Genomic DNA, 19,624 nt, shown 5'->3' on the forward strand with positions numbered 1-19,624 from the left:
TAATTATTCTTCTAATAGTTCACTGTGCACTATTTGTGCGCCGAGCGCATTAGGCGCTGCTTTTCGCGGTTCCAATCGCGCTTCTTCTCAGTCTCGCGTTTGTCATGGCTCGCCTTACCTTTGGCAAGGCAGACTTCGCACTTCACCAGATGCCCTTTCCAGTACATGGCTGTGGCAACCACGGTGTGACCCTTCTGCTCAACAGCGGCGATCAGCTTGGAAAGCTCGCGCTTGGTTAGCAGCAGGCGACGGGTGCGGTCGGGCTCGGTGACAAAGTGGGTGGAGGCACTGGGTAGCGGCTGGATGTTGGCACCCAGCAGCCAGGCTTCACCGTTTTTGAAAATGACATAGCTGTCGGTCAGCTGGGCTTTGCCCTCCCGACAGCTTTTGACTTCCCAGCCTTTCATCTCAACGCCCGCCTCAAACTTTTCTTCAATGAAATAGTCGTGGCGGGCCTTCTTGTTGAGGGCGATGGTATTGGATGTTTGTGCTTTCTTTTTCTTGGCCATGAAAACTACGAGTGACTATATAAAACTGTGTCCAAAAAACTTCAGGGCCACGGTATTGATAAAGATAAGCAGCAGTATCAATGGGATAAAAGTGCCCAGGGAGAAGTTAACGTATTTTTGCGAAAACGAGCCTGCAAAGTTGCTGTCACCTTCTTGCAGCTCTTTATCAAAATTGGATTTCTTCCATTTGTAGATCACGAACAGACATACCAGCAGGCCATTTAGAGGCAGGATGGTGTCGTAGAAGATGATCTCCACCAAATCGAAGAACGACTTGTTTGCGCCGGCCAGTTGTACAAACTCTGTAAACCAAGTGGCCATACCGAATGATACGGCGCAAGCGATGGCCAGTACAAATTGAACTGCCGCAACGATGTAGATAGCCTTCTTACGCTCCATGTTGCGCTCGTCGCGCAGGGTGGCGATAGGCACCTCGATAATGGAAACCAGTGAGGTAATGGCGGCAACCAGTACCAGGAAGAAGAAGATGGCCGCTACGGCGCTGGCGCCCATGTAGCCGATTCCGTCTTGCAAAGCGAGGAATATCTTCGGCAGGAACAGGAAGATCATACCGGCGGATGAGTCGCTCAGCTCTGTCGGATCAATCTGCGGGTTAAAGTGGAAAATACTCGGCAAAATCAGCAGGCCAGCAGTAAAGGCTACCAATGTGTCAGTAATCGCTACGGCACGGGAAGAACCGGGAATGGAGTCCTTCTTCTTCATATAGGAGCCGTAGGTAATCATGATGCCCATTCCCAGAGACAGGGAGAAGAAGGCCTGGGCCATGGCTTTACTGATTACGTTGCCGTCAATTTTGCTGAAGTCGGGTACCAGGTAGTACTGCAAACCTAGGGCGGCGTTATCCAGGGTTAGTACAAAGAACACCAGTCCCAATAACATTACAAACAGCATGGGCATCAGGGTTTTTGCGGCCCGCTCGATACCGTCTTTAACACCCATAGCGAGAATGGCATTGATGATCAGCATCAGGACAACCAGGTAAATAAATACCGTGGGTGTATTGATAAAGTGGATAAAGAAATCTGGGGTGGCAAGCTTATCCAGGTTGCCGGAGAAGATTTCTACCAGGTATCCCATTACCCATACGGTGACCACCAGATAAAAAACCGCGATCATAAATGGCGTGATCAGGGCCAGCCAGCCGGGAATACTCCACAGCGTGGAGCCCTTGGATATCTGCCGATAGGCCCCGACGGGGTCCTTATCTGAACGGCGTCCCATAGCGAGTTCGGCCATCATCACTGGCAGGCAGATCAGAAATACGAAGAGAGCGTAGACCAGTAAGAAGGCGCCGCCCCCGCTCTTGGTGGCAGCTACAGGAAATGCGACCAGGTTGCCAATACCGACGGCGGAACCTGCTGCGGCTAGGATAAAGCCCAGCCTTGACCCAAAATGCTCTCTCACTGCGGTCATAAGTACTCTCGCTATTATTTTTTGAATGCTTGTAGTTTTTGTTACTGCGGCTGGGGCTAAGTGTGGCCCACCGGTAAAAAATGCGATTGTTGCAGGAATTGTCTTGCTTGAGTAGCGCCGGCTGGCAAAATTAGCCGTTCAACGGTAATCCCAGGTAATTTTGCCTGATGGACTGGGTTAGACAGTAGGAATGACTGAAATAGAACGCAGTGCGCTGGTGATGTACAGCGCGGAACAAATGTTTGATCTGGTCAACGATGTGGCCAGTTACCCACAATTTTTACCCGGCTGTCGCGCTGCGGAGATTATCCACAGCGATGACACCACTTTAGAGGCGCGCCTGGATTTGTCGCGCGCGGGTATAAAGCAGAGCTTTGTGACTCGAAATCAGTTGGTGCGTCCCAAGTCGATGACACTCAAGCTGGTGGATGGTCCCTTCGAGCAGTTCGAGGGACTGTGGGAATTTACTCCACTGGCTGAAAATGCCTGTAAGGTGAGTTTTACCCTTTCGTTTTCGATGAAAAATCGATTGATCGCGGCGGCTGCGGGAAAAATTTTCAGTGACCTAGCCAACCAGATGGTCGCGGTTATGTGTGAGCGCGCGGAAGAAGTTTACGGGAAACCCCAATGACAGAAGAGAGAACAATCTCGGTGGAGGTGGTGTACGCACTGCCCCACGAACAGCGATTAATGCGTTTGTTGGTGTCTGAGGGTACCACTGCGCGGGAGGCGCTAATTCGCTCGGGAATTCCCAAGGAGTATCCCGAAGTTGATCCGGATACGGCAAAGATGGGTATTTTTGCCCAGGTGCTGGGGAGTAAGGGGCTGCCGCCGGCGGAAAGTTATGTCCTGCAACCCGGGGACCGGGTTGAGGTGTATCGCCCCTTGATCGCCGATCCCAAAGAGGCGCGCAAGCAGCGCGCCGAGAAAGCCAAGCGTATGGCTGAGAAGAAGAAAGGCGCCGAGGGGACTTCCGCTTAGGGCCAGCCTGTGGGCTGCCAGTCGCCGCTGGTGGCTACCAGGGAGTCTTCATCAAAGTAAACGCTAAAGGTCTTTTGGGTGATATTGCCTTTCTTGTCGCGAAGGCGATTGACGTAATCCCAGCGGTTGGGGTTGTAAGTATCTTCCAGCAGCGGAGTGCCCAGAACAAACTGTACCTGGCGTCGCGTCATCCCTGGCTTTAGCTGATCCACCATCTCCTGGGTAATGATATTGCCCTGCTGCACCTCAATACGGTGTACACCGGGGAATTTTACGAGTGTGCAAGCTCCCAGCAAGCTGCACAGGAAGGCGATAGTGAGAAATCTCAGACTAGGCGGCATTCATTGCTCCATTATTCGGTTTCAAACGGCAGCGCTCACGCTGATTTCTTACAAACAGTCAGTTTAGTCTCAAGTGGAGAAAAAAAGTTCCTCCACCCACCAGTTCTGCCCTAAGTGAGCAGTACGGGGTTTCTCTGACTCCGTAGGGCATGGGATAATACCTGAAGAGTTGGCTCGCTGACAGACGGGACTCCAGGGTCGGAATCCTTTATAAATGGCCGCTGTGGGTTTGGGCAACTTCGGATAACTTTTAAAATCCTGCCGGGAAATATTGATACATGTCGAACGAAAACCAGGAATTGCGCAAGGCTGGCCTCAAGGTCACTCTGCCGCGGGTGAAAATTCTGCAATTGCTCGAAAGCACTAGTGAGCAGCATTTGAGTGCTGAGGATGTCTATAAGCTGTTGCTGGAGGCGGGAGAGGATGTCGGCCTAGCTACTGTGTACCGGGTATTGACCCAGTTTGAGAGCGCGGGCCTGGTAGTGCGCCACAACTTCGATGGCGGCCACTCCGTATTCGAGCTGGACCGTGGCGATCACCACGATCACATGGTGTGCACGGATACCGGTAAGGTTATCGAGTTCCACAATGAAGAGATTGAGGAGCTACAGCGCCAGATCGCTGAAGAGCACGGCTATGAGCTGACTGGCCACAGCCTGGTTCTGTATGTGACAGAAAAAGAGAAGTGATTCTTTCGGGTGCGGTATTCACCGCACCCTTCAAATGCTTACGCTGGGTGTTACGACTGGCAGGGTGGGGTGTAAAGCTCTGGGAACTTGCCAATTTTATCCGCGTAAAATTCCTTGAGCTTCAACAGCTCGGCTTCCAGGTTTTCACTGAATTGCGCTATCGGGCCGATGCCCACTTCTTTTTTGGGGAAGCTGATATAGCCCAGCACCACCGGAACCCTGGCGTTGCGGGCGATATGGTAAAAGCCGGTTTTCCAGCGTTCCGCCAAACCGCGAGTGCCCTCGGGGGGAATAGCGATAACCAGTTCTTTGCGCAGTTTGAACTGCCTGGCAGTGGCATCCACCAGGTTGTTGGCTTTGCTGCGGTCTACGGCGATACCGCCGAACCAGCGCATGGGGCCACCCAGCGGGAAGGTAAACAGCTTGTCTTTGCCCATCCACTGCGGGGTCATCTTCAGTTTGAGTGCGGCGAGAATAAAGTAATAGCCATCCCAGTTAGTGGTATGGGGGGCGCCGATCAATACGTACTGCTTTAGTTTGAGAGACTGCTCGTCAGCTTTGACACGCCAGCCGTGCAGCTTCAGTAGCACCCGTGCAACCAAGCGGAGGATTGGGGTGACAATAGGGGTGTTGAAAATCGTTCTCTGCATAACCTCGGCCGGGACTACTCATACATCGAAAAATAAGCCGCCAAGTATATGGTGACTTTACCTGTCACTCCCAGTCATATTTGTGCGTTTGTCCTAAATCGGCACATATATCCGACGAAAGGGGTGGTGTACCGGATTGTGTGGCGGTCATTTATTGATCTACGGTATAAGATTGCTTACCAAAATGCATCATTTTTGCCCTTTGGTGACATTTGGCGTCGGAATCGTATAGAGGAAGTGAGGCTGACTCCATAGCCAGCCTGAGAGAGGGGGTGGAGAGTTAAATTCTCTCCAGCATTTCCTCGGCATGAGCCAGGGATTGGGCGGTGGGGGCGCCGCCGAGCATGCGCGCCACTTCTTCGCGGCGCTCGCCGTTGGTGAGTTCGCGCAGTGCCACAAAAACACTTTCGCCATCGCTGTGTTTCTCCACCAAGTATTGGCGGTGGGCTCGCGCCGCTACCTGGGCCAAGTGGGTCACACAGATTACCTGGCCGCTGCGGCCATTGCGGGTTTCTCCCAGTTGACGCAGCAGGCGGCCCACCACATCACCGGTGGCACCGCCGATACCCACATCCACCTCGTCGAATACCAAGGTGGGGGTGCGGGAGGTTTGCGCAGTTACCACCTGGATTGCCAGACTGACCCGGGAGAGTTCACCGCCGGAGGCAATCTTGCCCAGGGGGCGAGGCGGTTGGCCCGGGTTGGTGGAAATTAATATCTCCGCTTCTTCCAGTCCCTGGCTATTGGGCGTATCCAGCTCTTGTAGTGATAGCTCTACTCGAGCGTGAGGCATGGCCAGGTCGGCCAGCTGGCCGTTCACGGCCTCCGCCAGTGAAGCTGCCGCTTTACTGCGCAGTTTGCTGAGTTTGCCGGCCACTTTTCTGTACTGCTTTTCCAGTTGTTCACAATCTGCGGCAAGGCGCTCCAGGGCATCTGGGCTGCCGATATCGTCCAGCTCTGCCTGTAACTGTTGCTGCAGAGCCGGCAGCTCCTGCGGTTGGACTCGGTGTTTGCGCGCAGCCTGGTAGATGGCGCTGAGCCTGTCTTCAACTTCGGAGAGTCGCTCAGGGTCCATCTCGAAGCGATCGATATGTCGGGAGAGGGTGGCTGCGGCCTCATCCACCTGGATGCGAGCACTGTCGAGCATCTGTGCCACTTCCACTAAGGCCGGAGCCTGCCCGGGCATGGAGGACAGCAGTTGCAGGGCGCGGTGCAGCTGTTCGGCGATATCGCCCTCACCGCCGGACAAGAAAGCGGCCAACTGGTAGCTGCCACTGAGGATTTCCCCCGCATTGGCCAGCTGTTGCTGTTCGCTCTCGAGGGACTCTATTTCCCCTTCGCTCAAGCCAAGTTGATCCAGTTCCTTAAGCTGGTATTCCAGCAAGTGGCGGCGGGCTTCGGCTTCCTCGGCGCTGTCGGCCAGTGTGCGATAACGGCGATAGTGATCCCGCCAGGTTTTGAAGCGGCTGCGAGTCTCTGCGGCGAGTTCCTGGGCCTGGGCGTATTCATCCAGCAGGCGCAGGTGCGTTTCTTTCTTCAGCAGGGATTGGTGTTCGTGCTGGCTGTGGATATCGATTAGCTGCTCGCCCAGGGCGCGTAGCTGCAACAGAGTGACCGGTTGGCCGTTGATATAGGCGCGGGAGCGGCCGTCGGCGCCGATGGTGCGGCGCAGAATGACTTCCTGCCCCGCATCCAGCTCTTGGGATTCGAGCCAGCTGGCGGCGCTGGGGTGCTCGGCGATATCAAATGTGGCGCTGATGTCGGCGCGATTGGCGCCGGTGCGCACAAGCTCAGCGCTGCCGCGGCCGCCCAGTGCCAGGCCGAGGGCATCCAAGGTGATTGACTTACCCGCGCCGGTCTCGCCGGTCAGGGTGCTGGTACCGGGACCAAACTCCAACTCCAGTTGGTCCACCAGGGTGAATTGGCTGATAGACAGATGCAGCAGCATAGAGATCGCTTGTGTCCTTGCTAATCGGCGGGCGCCCGGCCCAATTAGTGGTTATTTATACAGTATTCGTTCCCGGTTAGCTATAGGGGCGGGGCCACATTACTCTGAGGATGTGCGCTAGCGCGAAAAACCACTTGAACTGTGCGGGGATGTCCCCATATAGGCTCCAGTGCCCGAGAGACGGGCTCAACTCACATTACTGACAGAGTCGACGCGACGGAGAAAGCAGTGGCCAGAGAGCGCAGCGAAGAAGATCAGATTAAAAAGGGGGCGGAGCACGCACCAGCTACAGACGAGGGCGTTTCAGCTGAGATTGAAGACCCTTCCTCTATAGAAAGCGAACTTGCCGAGGAAGCCCTGCGGGAAGAGGCCGAAGGTGCCGATGCCCTGCACGAGGAAATTATCAAGTTGCAGGAGCAGCTGGCAGCGCACAAGGATATGGCCCTGCGCGCCCAGGCGGAAGAGCAGAACGCCCGTCGCCGCGCGCAACAGGATATCGAGCGCGCGCGCAAATTTGCGGTAGAGAAGTTGCTACAGGACTTGCTGCCTGTAGTGGACAACCTCGAGCGTGCACTGGCGACGATCGATACGGCCGACGAAGCCAACAAGGCCTTGGTAGAAGGTATCGAGCTGACCCACAAATCTTTCGTTGAAACCCTGACGAAAAATGCTGTGGAAGTTGTCGATCCGGCCGGTGAGCCTTTCGACCCAGAGCTGCACCAGGCTATGACCCAGGTGCCCAACGGCGAGGTGGAGCCGAACACGGTTCTGGATGTGTTTCAAAAAGGTTATCGCCTCAATGGCCGCCTGGTTCGCCCGGCCATGGTGGTGGTCAGCAAAGCGCCGTAACGGCAGAAGTGTAAAGCGGCCTTGAAATTTAGCGGCCGGCACCAATATAGCTGACATCAAGAATTATTCGCGCGGTGTAAATAGAACAGAGCTGGCAGCGCGCATCAAAAGAGGATTTTACAGATGGGAAAAATTATCGGCATCGACCTGGGTACCACTAACAGCTGTGTAGCGGTACTGGATGGTGACAAAGCGCGTGTAATCGAAAACGCCGAAGGCGATCGCACTACACCTTCTATTGTTGCCTTCACTGACGACAACGAAATTCTGGTAGGTCAGTCTGCCAAGCGTCAGGCGGTGACCAATCCCCAAAATACTCTGTTTGCGGTTAAGCGTTTGATCGGCCGTAAATTCAAAGACGACGTTGTCCAGAAAGATATCAAGATGGTTCCTTACACCATCACTGAAGCTGACAACGGCGACGCTTGGGTAGAAGTGAAAGGCGATAAAAAAGCTCCGCCGCAGATCTCTGCCGAAGTCCTGAAGAAAATGAAAAAGACTGCGGAAGACTTCCTCGGTGAGAAAGTTGAAGCGGCAGTAATTACCGTACCGGCTTACTTCAACGACTCCCAGCGTCAGGCCACCAAAGACGCCGGCCGCATTGCTGGCCTGGACGTTAAGCGTATTATCAACGAGCCGACTGCCGCTGCGCTGGCATACGGCCTGGACAAGCAGGGCGGTGACCGCACTGTAGCGGTATACGACCTGGGTGGTGGTACCTTCGATATCTCCATCATCGAAATTGCCGACGTAGACGGCGAGAAGCAGTTCGAAGTACTGTCCACCAACGGTGACACTTTCCTCGGTGGTGAAGACTTCGACCTGCGACTGATCGAATACCTCGCAGACGAGTTCAAGAAAGACCAGGGCATCGACCTGAAAGGTGACCCCCTGGCAATGCAGCGCCTGAAAGAAGCTGCGGAAAAAGCCAAGATCGAGCTGTCCTCCAGCCAGCAGACCGAAGTCAACCTGCCGTACATCACTGCAGACGCCACTGGTCCCAAGCACTTGGTGGTTAAACTGACCCGCGCCAAGCTGGAAAGCCTGGTAGAAGAGCTGGTTACCCGCTCCCTGGAGCCGGTAAAAATCGCTCTGCAAGACGCCGACCTGTCCGCTTCCGGTGTAGACGAAGTGATCCTGGTAGGCGGTCAGACCCGTATGCCAATGGTTCAGCAGAAAGTAACCGAGTTCTTCGGCAAAGAGCCGCGCAAAGACGTTAACCCCGACGAAGCCGTTGCCATGGGTGCTGCTATCCAGGGCGCCGTACTGTCCGGTGACGTTAAAGACGTACTGCTGCTGGACGTAACTCCGCTGACCCTGGGTATCGAAACCATGGGTGGCGTTGCGACTCCGCTGATCGACAAAAACACCACTATCCCCACCAAGAAGTCCCAGGTTTTCTCCACTGCGGATGACAACCAGACTGCGGTAACCATTCACGTGGTTCAGGGTGAGCGCAAGCAGGCTGCACAGAACAAATCCCTGGGTCGTTTCGACCTGGCCGATATCCCACCGGCACCGCGCGGCATGCCGCAGATCGAAGTAACCTTCGACATCGATGCCAACGGTATCCTGCACGTACACGCGAAGGACAAGGCCACTGGTAAAGAGCAGTCCATCGTGATCCAGGCTTCCTCCGGCCTGTCCGAGGACGAGATCGATAAGATGGTTCAGGACGCTGAGGCCAATGCCGAAGCGGACAAGCAGTTCGAAGAGCTGGTGCAGACTCGCAACACGCTCGACGGCCTGATTTCTGCGACCAAGAAAACTCTGGAAGAAGCTGGCGACAAAGCTACCGCTGAAGAAAAGGCAGCTATTGAAGCGGCTGTTACCGAAGCGGAAGAAGCCGTTAAAGGCAATGACAAAGCTGCAATGGAAGCTGCGACTACCAAGCTGACTGAAGCTTCCGGTCCGGTTGCCCAGAAGATGTATGCCGAGCAGGCTCAAGCCGCTGGTGCTGAAGGTGCCGCTGGTGCCCAGGGCGAGCAGCAGTCCTCCGCTGGCGACGACGCGGTAGACGCAGAGTTCGAAGAAGTTAAGGACGACAAAAAAGAAGGTAAGTAAGCGTTCGCTTGCAATTCCGGTGGCAGCTTTTAAAGTGGCCGCCGGAGAACTTCAGGGGCGCGGCGCCTTACTTTCAGAGGCCCGCGCCCTGTGTTGTTTCAGGTATCTGCCAATATTTGCCGAGTTTTCGCAGTTTTGGTGGTGCTCCGTTCGCGGAGCTTAGTTAGAAACCGAGAAGTAGAAAGAGAGTTTGGCCGTTCTTGATGCCGGACCAGAGAACATAGTTTTATGTCGAAACGCGATTATTACGAAGTCCTCGGCGTCGAGCGCGGCGCTTCGGATGCAGAGCTGAAAAAAGCCTACCGCCGGGTGGCAATGAAGTTTCACCCGGACCGTAACCCCGATGACAAGGAATCTGAGAACAAATTCAAGGAGGCCAATGAGGCCTACGAGGTTTTGTCGGATTCCGAGAAGCGCGCAGCTTATGACCAGTTTGGCCACGCCGGTGTGGAAGGCCAGATGGGCGGTGGCGGCGCTGGTGGATTCGGTGGCTTCTCCGATATTTTTGGCGATGTGTTCGGCGATATCTTCGGTGGTGGCGGTGGCCGTCGCGGCGGCCCTGCTCGCGGTTCCGATCTGCGCTATGACCTGGAATTGGACCTGGAAGACGCAGTGCGCGGCACCACGGTCAAGATTCGCGTTCCGACTCTGGCAGCCTGTGGTACCTGTAGCGGTTCCGGGGCCAAGCCCGGTTCCTCTCCGCAAACCTGTGGCACCTGTGGTGGTGCTGGCCAGGTGCGTATGCAGCAGGGTTTCTTCTCTGTTCAGCAAACCTGCCCCAACTGTCGCGGTCGCGGTACCACTATCTCCGATCCCTGTGGCAGCTGTCACGGTCGCGGTCGTGTAGAGGAAACCAAAACCCTGTCCGTTAAGGTACCGCCGGGTGTGGATACCGGCGATCGCATTCGCCTGTCTGGTGAAGGTGAAGCCGGGCCCGATGGCGGCCCCGCTGGTGACCTCTATGTACAGGTAGTGGTAAAAGAGCACGATCTGTTCCAGCGCGATGGCAAGAACCTCTACTGCGAAGTGCCGATTAGTTTCGTTTCCGCTGCCCTCGGTGGTGAGCTGGAAGTGCCGACTCTCGACGGTAAAGTGAAGCTGAAGATTCCTGCGGAAAGCCAGACCGGCAAGCTGTTCCGCCTGCGCGGCAAGGGTGTTTCCCCGGTTCGCGGTGGTGCAACCGGCGACCTGCTGTGTCGCGTTGTGGTAGAAACTCCAGTGAACTTGTCCGGCAAACAAAAAGACTTGCTGCAAGAGTTCTCTAATACCCTTAGCGAAAAGAAAAATTCACCGCGTCAGACCGGTTGGTTTGAAGGGGTGAAAAACTTCTTTGGTGATATGAAGCTTTAATCGCTGTTAGCACCGGCAAAACCTTAAATTGTTTTGTGGGTTGCCTATTCAAAAAGGCTCGAGAGCATTAGCTTTCGAGCCTTTTTTATTTCCAGGCGAGTTTTATCCCCCCAATTGAATGCCTTCTATTGGGAAGTTTTTGTTCTCAAACGGGCCGCGAATTCACTCAGGAATTCCTGTTGGATTTTTTGCGCTTTACGCAGTTGCTCCTTATTTAAAGTACCTTCCAATTCTTTGTGTGTTTCCAGGCTGATAGCTGCGAATTGAGCGCCAATTTCGCCGCGTTGCTTGGGGGTTAGAGCGACCTTTTCGCCACTGAGTAATCCGTATTTTTCCAGTACCGCTTTTTTCTCTGCGAAGCTTTTTTGCATAATGGGTAATACGGTTTTTTCCTGTCCCGGGGTGAGCTGCAAACGCAGCGTCACCCAATCGGTAATATCATCATACTTCTCCCAAAAGTCTGGATTGGCATTTTGCTGCTGGGCAGATGCCGGCGTGCTGCCAAAAGCCAGGCTCAGAGAGATCACTACCGCCATGATGTGTGGTAGATGGTTGGACAGGATCATCAGTCGCATATTGGCGCTCCATTTACCCCTCACAGTAAAGCGTAGCAGTGGCCGCTGATATCGCGTTTTGCGCAAGTATCCTCTTGGCAATTTAAAAATATGTGGATATTTCTTTTTGTTTTACTTTTGCGGAGTGACTAGCGATTTTTAGACACGCTAATACTGGCTTACTGGTATCTATGCGCTCTACCGGGTGCGTTGTAGAATCCAGAACCTTATAGATTTGGACTGGAGTGCTGTGATGGCGGTAAGAGTGGCGGTGACGGGATTTGGTGGTCGAATGGGGCGAGCGTTGGCGGAGGCTTTGTCCCTGTCTGATAAAGCCGAACTGTCAGCGGCTATAGTGCGGCCTGGCTCCAGCTTGGTCGGCGCCGATGCCGGTGAAGTTGCCGGTCTGGGCCGCAGCGGCCTCGCTATTGTGGACAGCCTCGATAAGGCGGACTTTGACGTACTTATTGATTTCACTGCCCCTAAAGCAACTGTGGAAAATACTGCCTATTGTGCGAAGAAAAACCTCCCCATTGTAATCGGCACCACGGGCTTTGATAGCGAGCAAAAAAATAAAGTATTGGCTTGTGCGGATCAGGTGCCGCTATGCCTCGCCAGTAATTTTTCCACCGGGGTAAACCTGTGCTTTAAATTGTTGGAAACTGCTGCGCGGGTAATGGCGGAAGAGGCCGATATCGAGATTGTCGAAGCCCATCATCGCCACAAAGTGGATGCACCTTCCGGCACGGCACTGAGTATGGGAGAAGTGATTGCGGAAACTCTGGGGCGCGACCTGGATAAAGTGGCAGTTTACGGCCGCGAAGGTCAAACCGGTGCCCGCGATAGGGACACTATCGGTTTTGCCACAGTGCGCGGTGGTGATGTGGTAGGTGAACATTCGGTGATGTTCCTGGCGGAAGGTGAGCGGGTTGAAATTAGTCACCGAGCCAGCAGCAGGCTCTCTTTTGCTCGCGGTGCTGTGCGCGCGGCACTGTGGATGATGGGAGAGGAAGGGAGTGCGCGGGCACCGGGGCACTACGATATGCGCGATGTGCTCGGCCTTAACTAATCTTACTTAGAGTAAATAAATTCAGCGCCTGCAGGGGCGCTGTGAAAGAAATTTTCGATTTTCATTTGCCCGCCATTTTTGCGGGTAAAACTAAAAGGCCGGCGACATTCGTTCGACCGGTCACCCTGTAACCTTCCTTTGAGGAACCTCGATTGGAAAGAAAGCTGATTGTCGGCAGCGAGGAGTGGTGCGGGCTTCCCGCACTCGGCGTCCCGGCGATTAAGGTGCGTGTGGACTCCGGGGCTAAAACTTCCTGTTTGCACGCTTACAACATCCATACCTTCAAGCGCGATGGCGAACCCTGGGTGAGTTTTGAGGCGCATCCACTGCAGCACCAGCGCCGCCCTTCAGTGCGCTGTGAGGCGCGGCTTTTGGATAAAAGGCTGGTGCGCAGCTCCTCCGGTGAAAGCGAAAAACGCCCGGTAATTCGTACCTCCATTTCCATTGGTGGCAGTGTCTGGGATATCGAACTGACCCTGACCAATCGGGACAGCATGGGCTATCGCATGTTGCTGGGGCGCGAAGCCATGATTGGGCGAATGCTGGTGGATCCGGCTGAGAGCTTCTGTATTGGCGATATCCCGAAAAGCCAGTTGGATGAATATTATCGGGATGAGCACCATATTGCCGGTACCGGTCTGCGCATCGGGCTGCTGGCATCGAACCCGGATCTCTATAGCAACCGGCGCATTATGGAAGCGGGGGCCGAGCGCGGACATCGCATGAGTTTTCTCGATATCCGCCAGTGCTACATGAAGCTCGACCCTGATGAGCCGGAAGTACACTACCGGGATGGCCGCATACTCAATAGCCTGGATGCGGTGATTCCCCGTATTCGCCCCAGCCAGACTTTTTACGGTTGTGCGCTGACGCGGCACTTTGAGAGCCTGGATATTTTTGCCCTGAATGGCTCTGCCGCTATCAGTCAGTCGCGGGATAAATTATTTTCCCTGCAGTTGCTGCAACAAAGTGGACTAAATATCCCAACCTCTGGGTTTGCCAATTCCCCAGTGGATACCAATGAGCTGATCGAAATGGTGGGCGGTGCGCCACTGGTGGTGAAGTTGCTGGAGGGAACCCAGGGGCGCGGTGTCGTTCTGGCGGAAACCCGCAAGGCTGGGGAATCGGTGATTAATGCGTTTAAGTCCCTCAAGGCCAATCTTCTGGTGCAGGAGTTTATTCGCGAGGCGGAGGGTAAGGATCTTCGCCTATTTGTTATCGACGGTCGTGTGGTGGCCTCGATCCAGCGTGAGGCGGCACCGGGGGAATTTCGTGCCAATATTCACCAGGGCGGTACGGCTTCAGTAGTGAAGGTCACCGCCGAGGAGAAGCGCCTGGCGGTCAAGGCTGCCAAGGTGTTGGGGCTCAAGGTGGCGGGTGTGGATATTATTCGCTCCCGCAAGGGGCCGTTGTTATTGGAGGTAAATTCCTCCCCGGGGCTTGAAGGCATCGAGAGCGCTACGCGCAAGGATGTGGCGGGGGCCATGATCATATCTATCGAAAAGGCGTTGAAGTGGCGCCCAATTTTGCCGGGGGAGGATCTTTAGGCGCTGTAACTCTGGTCCCGGCGGGGGCCTTTGCGTTGGGCTAACCTGAGTAGGTGGCCGGGCTTTTCGCTGGCGCGCAAATAGAGCCGCAGCGAGCTTTGGCCGCTGCGGGTAACAGCCCACCGCAGCTTCCTTTCGGGAGATGCAAACCGCAGGGTTTGAGCTTCTATGACGATATCCAGCCCAGGTTCATTTCGCATTTTCCCCGCCCTTTTACTTTTCCTGTTAGTACTTTTCACCGGTGTGGGTGCCCAGGCTGCGGTGCAGCTGTCCGATACGCCTTTGGGGCGGCGGGTAATGGTGGATTACATAGTGCACTTCGCCTACCACCTACAGTGGCCGGTCAATGCCTTTGCCAACAGCAGCGCCCCGTTCAAGGTGTGCCTGATGGGTGGGGACTCGCTCGGTGAGCCACTGGCGGCCCGGTTCAAGAATCAGCGTATTGATGGGCGGGATGTGGAGCTTGAGAAGATCGAGGTCAAGGAGATGCTGCGGGCGCGCAAGTGCCAGATTGTGGTGCTGAGTACCCTGGATCGCCCCACACTGCTAAAGGCGTTGGTGGCACTGGAGTTTTTCCCGGTACTGACGGTTAGCGATGCCGAGCGCTTTGCCGCCACTGGCGGTATGATCGAGTTTGCCGACAGCGGCCGGGAGGTGGCCCTGCGTATGAATAAGACCATGCTGGAGAAGGCGGAGCTGAAAATGGGCAGCAGTCTTTTCCGGTTGGGACGCAAGCCGGAGTGAGATTTTCAGGGAAAGTAGCCTGGCGTATTTTTGCACTAGCGTCCAGAGGTGAATTCGCGTAGAATCTGCGCCCGATTTGGGCCGGTGCCGCGAAGCTGAATCGCGCAGCGTGAGCCTACTAAAAAGCTGGCGGCAACCGTCGGCCACTTTGTGAGAATCACGCGTGAACAGATTTTTAAAGCGAGATGAAGCTGCGATGTTTCATCTCGCTTTTTTATGCGCGCACCAGTCAGGAGCCCGCGTGCTCCGAAGCCCGCAAACCCCGCCCGGAAGCAGTTCTGAAGATTGGAGTTCAATTTGACTAAAGCTGTCCCTACGTCGGAGGCTTTCATGCCCCACAACTTTATGCAGAGTACAACTCCCGCGCTGCTGGTGCTCGCAGATGGTAGTGTCTTTGAAGGACGCGCAATCGGTGCCCATGGCAGTTCTGTTGGCGAGGTCGTGTTCAACACATCCATGACCGGCTACCAGGAGATTCTCACCGATCCCTCCTACGCCCGCCAGATTGTGACTCTGACCTACCCGCACATCGGCAACACTGGCACCAACCAGGAAGACGAAGAGTGCGCTGATATCTGGGCCGCCGGCCTGGTAATCCGCGACCTGCCGCTGCTGGCCAGCAGCTTCCGCAACGAGCAGTCCCTGGAGGACTACCTGCGCGAGCGCAATATCGTTGGTATCGCCGATATCGACACTCGTCGCCTGACCCGCCTGCTGCGCGACAAGGGTGCACAGAGCGGTTGCATCGTTGCCGGTGACAATATCGACCGCGAAGAAGCCCTGGCCAAGGCCAAGGAATTTGCCGGTCTGAAAGGGATGGACCTGGCCAAGGTGGTGAGCACCAAGGAAGCCTACCCCTTTAGCGAAGGTACCTGGGAACTGGGCGAAGGCCATAAGGCCGCGCCGGAACAGCCCTTCAAAGTGGTAGCTTACGACTTCGGTGTGAAGCGCAATATCCTGCGCATGTTGGTGGATCGCGGCTGTGACATCACCGTAGTACCGGCGGAGACTCCGGCTTCCGAAGTACTGGCGATGAATCCCAACGGTGTATTCCTGTCCAATGGCCCCGGTGACCCCGAGCCCTGTGAATACGCGATCACCGCTATTCGCGAAATCCTGGACGCTGGCATCCCCACCTACGGCATCTGCCTGGGCCACCAGTTGTTGGGCCTGGCGGTGGGCGGTAAAACTGCCAAGATGAAGTTCGGTCACCACGGTGGTAACCACCCGGTACAAGACCTAAACAGCACCAAGGTGATGATCACCGCGCAGAACCACGGTTTCGAAGTGGACGCCGACAGCCTGCCGGACAATGTGGAAGTTACCCACAAGTCCCTGTTCGACGGTACCTTGCAGGGTATTCACCTGAAGGACAAGCCGGCCTTCAGCTTCCAGGGACACCCGGAAGCGAGCCCCGGCCCACACGATGTGGCGCCGTTGTTCGACCACTTTATCGATTTGATGAAAGAGCGCGCCTAAGGGCGTAGCCGCCCAGGGTAGGGCAATTAACCGCCGCTTTTGCGGCGGTTTTAACAAGAAACGAATGAAATTTAGCGCAGCCGGCCTTTGCCGGTAGTAGAACGGAAGAAAGATGCCAAAACGCACAGATATCCAAAGCATTCTGATTATCGGCGCAGGCCCCATCGTGATCGGCCAGGCGTGCGAATTTGACTACTCCGGCGCCCAGGCCTGTAAGGCGCTGCGCGAAGAGGGTTACCGGGTGATCCTGGTGAACTCCAACCCGGCCACCATCATGACCGACCCGGCCATGGCCGATGCCACCTACATCGAGCCGGTGGAGTGGCGCACCGTTGCCAAGATTATCGAGCAGGAGCGCCCCGACGCCATCCTGCCCACCATGGGCGGCCAGACAGCACTGAACTGCGCCCTGGACCTGGACAAGCACGGTGTCCTGAAGGAATTCAATGTCGAGCTGATCGGTGCGGACAAAGACGCTATCGAGAAAGCGGAGGACCGCGACCTGTTCGACAAGGCGATGAAGGCGATCGGCCTGGAAACTCCGCGCGCCAAGATCGTTCACTCCATGGAAGAGGCGAAGAAAGTACCAGAAGAGTTCGGCTTCCCGGTAATTATCCGTCCGTCCTTCACCATGGGTGGCTCCGGTGGCGGTGTGGCCTACAACTGGCCGGAGTTTGAAGAGATCTGTAAGCGCGGTCTCGACCTCTCCCCCACCAACGAATTGCTGATCGACGAATCCCTGCTCGGCTGGAAAGAGTACGAGATGGAAGTGGTTCGCGATAAGAACGACAACTGCATCATCGTATGTTCCATCGAGAACTTCGACCCGATGGGTGTACACACCGGTGACTCCATCACCGTTGCCCCGGCGCAGACGCTGACCGACAAGGAATACCAGCTGATGCGCAACGCCTCTATCGCGGTACTGCGCGAGATCGGCGTTGAGACTGGCGGCTCCAACGTACAGTTCGGCGTTTGTCCGAAGACTGGCCGCGTGGTTGTGATCGAAATGAACCCCCGCGTATCCCGCTCCTCCGCCCTGGCCTCCAAGGCCACCGGTTTCCCGATCGCCAAGGTCGCGGCCAAGCTGGCAGTGGGTTACACCCTGGACGAACTGCAAAACGATATCACCGGCGGTGCTACCCCGGCGTCCTTCGAGCCGTCCATCGATTACGTTGTCACCAAGATTCCGCGCTTCACCTTCGAGAAATTCGGTGAAGCCGATGCGCGCCTGACCACCCAGATGAAGTCTGTGGGTGAAGTGATGGCGATTGGTCGCACATTCCAGGAATCCCTGCAGAAAGCCTTGCGCGGCCTGGAAGTGGGCAGCTTCGGCCTGGAAAGCAAAATTGATCCGAGCAAAGACGGCGCTGAGACTCGTCTGCGCAGCGAACTCTCCATTCCGGGTGCCGAGCGCATCTGGTACGTGGGCGATGCCTTCCGTATGGGCATGAGCGTCGGCGAAGTTTACGACCTGTCCGGTATCGACCCCTGGTTCCTGGTACAGCTCGAAGAGCTGATCAAAATTGAAGAGCCGCTCAAGTCTCTGCCTACCTCGGCGTTGACCACTGAGCATATGCGCTTCCTCAAGCGCAAAGGCTTCTCCGATCGCCGCCTGGCGGACCTGCTGGGGGTGAGCCAGAAGACTGTGCGCGAATTCCGCCACAAGCTGGGTGTATTCCCGTCTTATAAGCGCGTAGATACCTGTGCTGCTGAGTTCAGCACCTCCACTGCTTACATGTACTCCACCTACGATGAGGAGTGCGAAGCGCAGCCGTCTGACAAGAAGAAAATCATGGTACTCGGCGGTGGCCCCAACCGTATCGGCCAGGGCATCGAGTTCGACTACTGCTGCGTACACGCCGCTCTGGCGATGCGCGAAGACGGTTATGAGACCATCATGGTCAACTGTAACCCGGAGACTGTCTCCACCGACTACGACACTTCCGACCGCCTCTACTTTGAGCCGGTAACCCTGGAAGACGTGCTGGAAATTGTTGCCAAAGAGAAGCCGGAAGGCGTGATCGTACAGTTCGGTGGCCAGACTCCGCTGAACCTGGCGCGCTACCTGGCCAACGAAGGTGTGCCTATTATCGGTACCACCCCAGAGCAGATTGACCGCGCGGAAGACCGCGAGCGCTTCCAGCAGATGATCATGCGTCTCGGCCTCAAGCAGCCGAAGAATGCCATCGTGCGCTCTGTCTCCGAAGCCATCCAGGCGGCGAAAGACGTGGGCTACCCGCTGGTTGTGCGCCCGTCATACGTACTGGGCGGCCGCGCCATGGAGATCGTCTACAAAGAAGACGAGCTACTCACCTACATGAAAGAAGCGGTACAGGTTTCTGACGAAGCACCGGTACTGCTGGATCACTTCCTCAACGCCGCCATTGAGGTGGATATCGATGCGGTATCCGATGGCAAGGACGTTGTGATCGGCGCCATCATGCAGCACATTGAACAGTGTGGTGTTCACTCCGGTGACTCCGCCTGCTCCCTGCCGCCTTACAGCCTTCCGGCGGATGTGCAGGACCGTATGCGCGAAGAAGTCAAAGCCATGGCCCGCGAGCTGGGCGTAGTTGGTCTGATGAATACCCAGCTGGCCTACCAGGACGGCGAGATCTACGTGATCGAGGTGAACCCGCGCGCTTCCCGTACTGTACCTTTCGTCTCCAAGTGCATCGGCACTTCACTGGCGAAAGTGGCTGCGCGCTGTCAGGCGGGTATCAGCCTGCAGGAGCAGGGCTTTACCGAAGAGATTGTACCGGACTACTACTCCGTGAAAGAGTCTGTATTCCCGTTCAACAAGTTCCCGAAAGTGGACCCGATTCTCGGTCCCGAGATGAAGTCCACCGGCGAAGTGATGGGAGTAGGTGCTACCTTCGCAGAGGCTTTCGACAAGGGCCTGGTTGCCGCTGGCGATCGCCTGCCGGAGTCCGGACGCGCATTTATCTCTGTGCGTGACTTCGACAAGGCCGACGCAGTGGGCGTAGCTCGCGATCTGGTGGAACTGGGCTTCGAAGTAATTGCCAGCCGCGGCACCGCCAAGGTCTTGCAAGAAAACGATATTCCCGTTACAACCGTCAACAAGATGAGTGAAGGTCGCCCGCATATCGTCGATATGATTAAAAACGACGAGATTGCGCTGGTGGTGAATACCACCGAAGGGCGTCAGGCGATTCGCGACTCTGCGGATATCCGCCGCAGTGCCGAGAATCACCGGGTGTGTTACACCACCACCCTGGCAGCGGCTCAGGCCATGGCGATGGCCATGCGTCAGGAGCAGCCGCTACAGGTTCGCCGCCTGCAAGACCTTCACCAGCGTGTCGTAAAGCTGTCTTAATAGCTTTAAAACCAACTTGTGAAATCCAACCGGGCCCCGTGATCTCACTGGGCCCGGTTTCGTCGTAACAATAATG

Annotated in this window: 17 protein-coding genes and 1 pseudogene; 12 read left to right on the forward strand and 6 right to left on the reverse strand. The window is 55.8% G+C overall.

All coding sequences use genetic code 11. The features are described from left to right. Positions 1–29 precede the first annotated feature (29 nt). Positions 30–509, reverse strand: a complete 480-nt coding sequence (gene smpB, locus ACJJI6_RS20440; protein WP_282931304.1) for an SsrA-binding protein SmpB — start codon at positions 507–509, stop codon at positions 30–32. A gap of 15 nt (positions 510–524) precedes the next feature. Further along, the gene (locus ACJJI6_RS20445) at positions 525–1,943 is read right to left on the reverse strand and encodes a sodium-dependent transporter (protein ID WP_413663281.1); all 1,419 of its coding nucleotides are present in this window, start codon (positions 1,941–1,943) and stop codon (positions 525–527) included. A 190-nt stretch (positions 1,944–2,133) separates the two neighbouring features. Between ACJJI6_RS20445 and ACJJI6_RS20450 the strand changes: the two genes are divergently transcribed. Together ACJJI6_RS20450 and ACJJI6_RS20455 are read left to right on the forward strand one after the other, a co-directional pair. Next, on the forward strand, positions 2,134–2,574 hold the full coding sequence (locus ACJJI6_RS20450) for a type II toxin-antitoxin system RatA family toxin (protein ID WP_413663280.1): 441 nt from the start codon (positions 2,134–2,136) through the stop codon (positions 2,572–2,574). Beyond that, positions 2,571–2,924, forward strand: a complete 354-nt coding sequence (locus ACJJI6_RS20455) for an RnfH family protein (protein ID WP_444911508.1) — start codon at positions 2,571–2,573, stop codon at positions 2,922–2,924. The genes ACJJI6_RS20450 and ACJJI6_RS20455 overlap by 4 nt, the downstream gene beginning before the upstream one ends. Here the strand turns inward: ACJJI6_RS20455 and ACJJI6_RS20460 are convergent. After that, on the reverse strand, positions 2,921–3,265 hold the full coding sequence (locus tag ACJJI6_RS20460) for an outer membrane protein assembly factor BamE (RefSeq protein WP_413663278.1): 345 nt from the start codon (positions 3,263–3,265) through the stop codon (positions 2,921–2,923). The two genes, ACJJI6_RS20455 and ACJJI6_RS20460, sit on opposite strands and share 4 nt — an antisense overlap. 278 nt (positions 3,266–3,543) lie before the next feature. On the opposite strand from ACJJI6_RS20460, the gene fur reads away from it, so the two are divergent. Beyond that, positions 3,544–3,954 (forward strand): ferric iron uptake transcriptional regulator, encoded by a 411-nt coding sequence (fur, locus tag ACJJI6_RS20465; protein WP_282931309.1) that lies wholly within the window; start codon positions 3,544–3,546, stop codon positions 3,952–3,954. A 50-nt stretch (positions 3,955–4,004) separates the two neighbouring features. On the opposite strand, the gene ACJJI6_RS20470 is transcribed toward fur, so the two are convergent. Both ACJJI6_RS20470 and recN read right to left on the reverse strand, forming a co-directional pair. Then, positions 4,005–4,604: a 1-acyl-sn-glycerol-3-phosphate acyltransferase gene (locus ACJJI6_RS20470; protein ID WP_413663277.1), complete on the reverse strand. Its 600-nt coding sequence runs from the start codon at positions 4,602–4,604 to the stop codon at positions 4,005–4,007. A gap of 280 nt (positions 4,605–4,884) precedes the next feature. Next, complete coding sequence (recN, locus tag ACJJI6_RS20475) at positions 4,885–6,552, reverse strand: DNA repair protein RecN (RefSeq protein WP_444896132.1); 1,668 nt, start codon at positions 6,550–6,552, stop codon at positions 4,885–4,887. Between the two features lie 228 nt (positions 6,553–6,780). On the opposite strand from recN, the gene grpE reads away from it, so the two are divergent. The 3 genes from grpE to dnaJ all read left to right on the forward strand — a co-directional run bounded on the left by grpE (position 6,781) and on the right by dnaJ (position 10,815). Beyond that, the gene (grpE, locus tag ACJJI6_RS20480) at positions 6,781–7,401 is read left to right on the forward strand and encodes a nucleotide exchange factor GrpE (protein ID WP_475711909.1); all 621 of its coding nucleotides are present in this window, start codon (positions 6,781–6,783) and stop codon (positions 7,399–7,401) included. 123 nt (positions 7,402–7,524) lie between these two features. Beyond that, the gene (gene dnaK / locus ACJJI6_RS20485) at positions 7,525–9,465 is read left to right on the forward strand and encodes a molecular chaperone DnaK (RefSeq protein ID WP_475711910.1); all 1,941 of its coding nucleotides are present in this window, start codon (positions 7,525–7,527) and stop codon (positions 9,463–9,465) included. Between the two features lie 228 nt (positions 9,466–9,693). Continuing rightward, on the forward strand, positions 9,694–10,815 hold the full coding sequence (gene dnaJ, locus ACJJI6_RS20490; RefSeq protein ID WP_475711911.1) for a molecular chaperone DnaJ: 1,122 nt from the start codon (positions 9,694–9,696) through the stop codon (positions 10,813–10,815). Positions 10,816–10,940: 125 nt separating this feature from the next. Here dnaJ and ACJJI6_RS20495 read toward each other — a convergent pair whose 3' ends face one another. Further along, entirely contained in the window at positions 10,941–11,390 is a 450-nt protein-coding gene (locus ACJJI6_RS20495) for a hypothetical protein (RefSeq protein ID WP_475711912.1), read from the reverse strand. Between the two features lie 232 nt (positions 11,391–11,622). Between ACJJI6_RS20495 and dapB the strand changes: the two genes are divergently transcribed. The 6 genes and pseudogenes from dapB (at position 11,623) to carB (ending at position 19,548) form a co-directional block, all read left to right on the forward strand. Then, entirely contained in the window at positions 11,623–12,438 is an 816-nt protein-coding gene (gene dapB, locus ACJJI6_RS20500) for a 4-hydroxy-tetrahydrodipicolinate reductase (protein WP_475711913.1), read from the forward strand. A gap of 224 nt (positions 12,439–12,662) precedes the next feature. After that, a pseudogene (locus tag ACJJI6_RS20505) lies at positions 12,663–12,947 on the forward strand (ATP-dependent zinc protease family protein); the annotation flags it as partial. A 129-nt stretch (positions 12,948–13,076) separates the two neighbouring features. Continuing rightward, entirely contained in the window at positions 13,077–13,985 is a 909-nt protein-coding gene (gene rimK / locus ACJJI6_RS20510; RefSeq protein WP_413665891.1) for a 30S ribosomal protein S6--L-glutamate ligase, read from the forward strand. Positions 13,986–14,153: 168 nt separating this feature from the next. Next, on the forward strand, positions 14,154–14,729 hold the full coding sequence (locus ACJJI6_RS20515; protein ID WP_444925863.1) for a YfiR family protein: 576 nt from the start codon (positions 14,154–14,156) through the stop codon (positions 14,727–14,729). Positions 14,730–15,059: 330 nt separating this feature from the next. Continuing rightward, positions 15,060–16,208 carry a glutamine-hydrolyzing carbamoyl-phosphate synthase small subunit gene (gene carA, locus ACJJI6_RS20520; protein ID WP_282931318.1) on the forward strand — a complete coding sequence of 383 codons (1,149 nt, stop codon included), beginning with the start codon at positions 15,060–15,062 and terminating at the stop codon, positions 16,206–16,208. A 112-nt stretch (positions 16,209–16,320) separates the two neighbouring features. After that, entirely contained in the window at positions 16,321–19,548 is a 3,228-nt protein-coding gene (gene carB / locus ACJJI6_RS20525; protein ID WP_282931319.1) for a carbamoyl-phosphate synthase large subunit, read from the forward strand. Positions 19,549–19,624: the final 76 nt, after the last annotated feature.

The organism is Microbulbifer maximicatervae (SeqCode) (assembly GCF_056232625.1).

Bases quoted from the DNA above. Each gene is read 5' to 3' on its own strand.
- smpB (WP_282931304.1), bottom strand. From the start codon at position 509: ATGGCCAAGAAAAAGAAAGCACAAACATCCAATACCATCGCCCTCAAC.
- ACJJI6_RS20445 (WP_413663281.1), bottom strand. From the start codon at position 1,943: ATGACCGCAGTGAGAGAGCATTTTGGGTCAAGGCTGGGCTTTATCCTA.
- ACJJI6_RS20450 (WP_413663280.1), top strand. From the start codon at position 2,134: ATGACTGAAATAGAACGCAGTGCGCTGGTGATGTACAGCGCGGAACAA.
- ACJJI6_RS20455 (WP_444911508.1), top strand. From the start codon at position 2,571: ATGACAGAAGAGAGAACAATCTCGGTGGAGGTGGTGTACGCACTGCCC.
- ACJJI6_RS20460 (WP_413663278.1), bottom strand. From the start codon at position 3,265: ATGCCGCCTAGTCTGAGATTTCTCACTATCGCCTTCCTGTGCAGCTTG.
- fur (WP_282931309.1), top strand. From the start codon at position 3,544: ATGTCGAACGAAAACCAGGAATTGCGCAAGGCTGGCCTCAAGGTCACT.
- ACJJI6_RS20470 (WP_413663277.1), bottom strand. From the start codon at position 4,604: ATGCAGAGAACGATTTTCAACACCCCTATTGTCACCCCAATCCTCCGC.
- recN (WP_444896132.1), bottom strand. From the start codon at position 6,552: ATGCTGCTGCATCTGTCTATCAGCCAATTCACCCTGGTGGACCAACTG.
- dnaK (WP_475711910.1), top strand. From the start codon at position 7,525: ATGGGAAAAATTATCGGCATCGACCTGGGTACCACTAACAGCTGTGTA.
- dnaJ (WP_475711911.1), top strand. From the start codon at position 9,694: ATGTCGAAACGCGATTATTACGAAGTCCTCGGCGTCGAGCGCGGCGCT.
- ACJJI6_RS20495 (WP_475711912.1), bottom strand. From the start codon at position 11,390: ATGCGACTGATGATCCTGTCCAACCATCTACCACACATCATGGCGGTA.
- dapB (WP_475711913.1), top strand. From the start codon at position 11,623: ATGGCGGTAAGAGTGGCGGTGACGGGATTTGGTGGTCGAATGGGGCGA.
- ACJJI6_RS20515 (WP_444925863.1), top strand. From the start codon at position 14,154: ATGACGATATCCAGCCCAGGTTCATTTCGCATTTTCCCCGCCCTTTTA.
- carA (WP_282931318.1), top strand. From the start codon at position 15,060: ATGCCCCACAACTTTATGCAGAGTACAACTCCCGCGCTGCTGGTGCTC.
- carB (WP_282931319.1), top strand. From the start codon at position 16,321: ATGCCAAAACGCACAGATATCCAAAGCATTCTGATTATCGGCGCAGGC.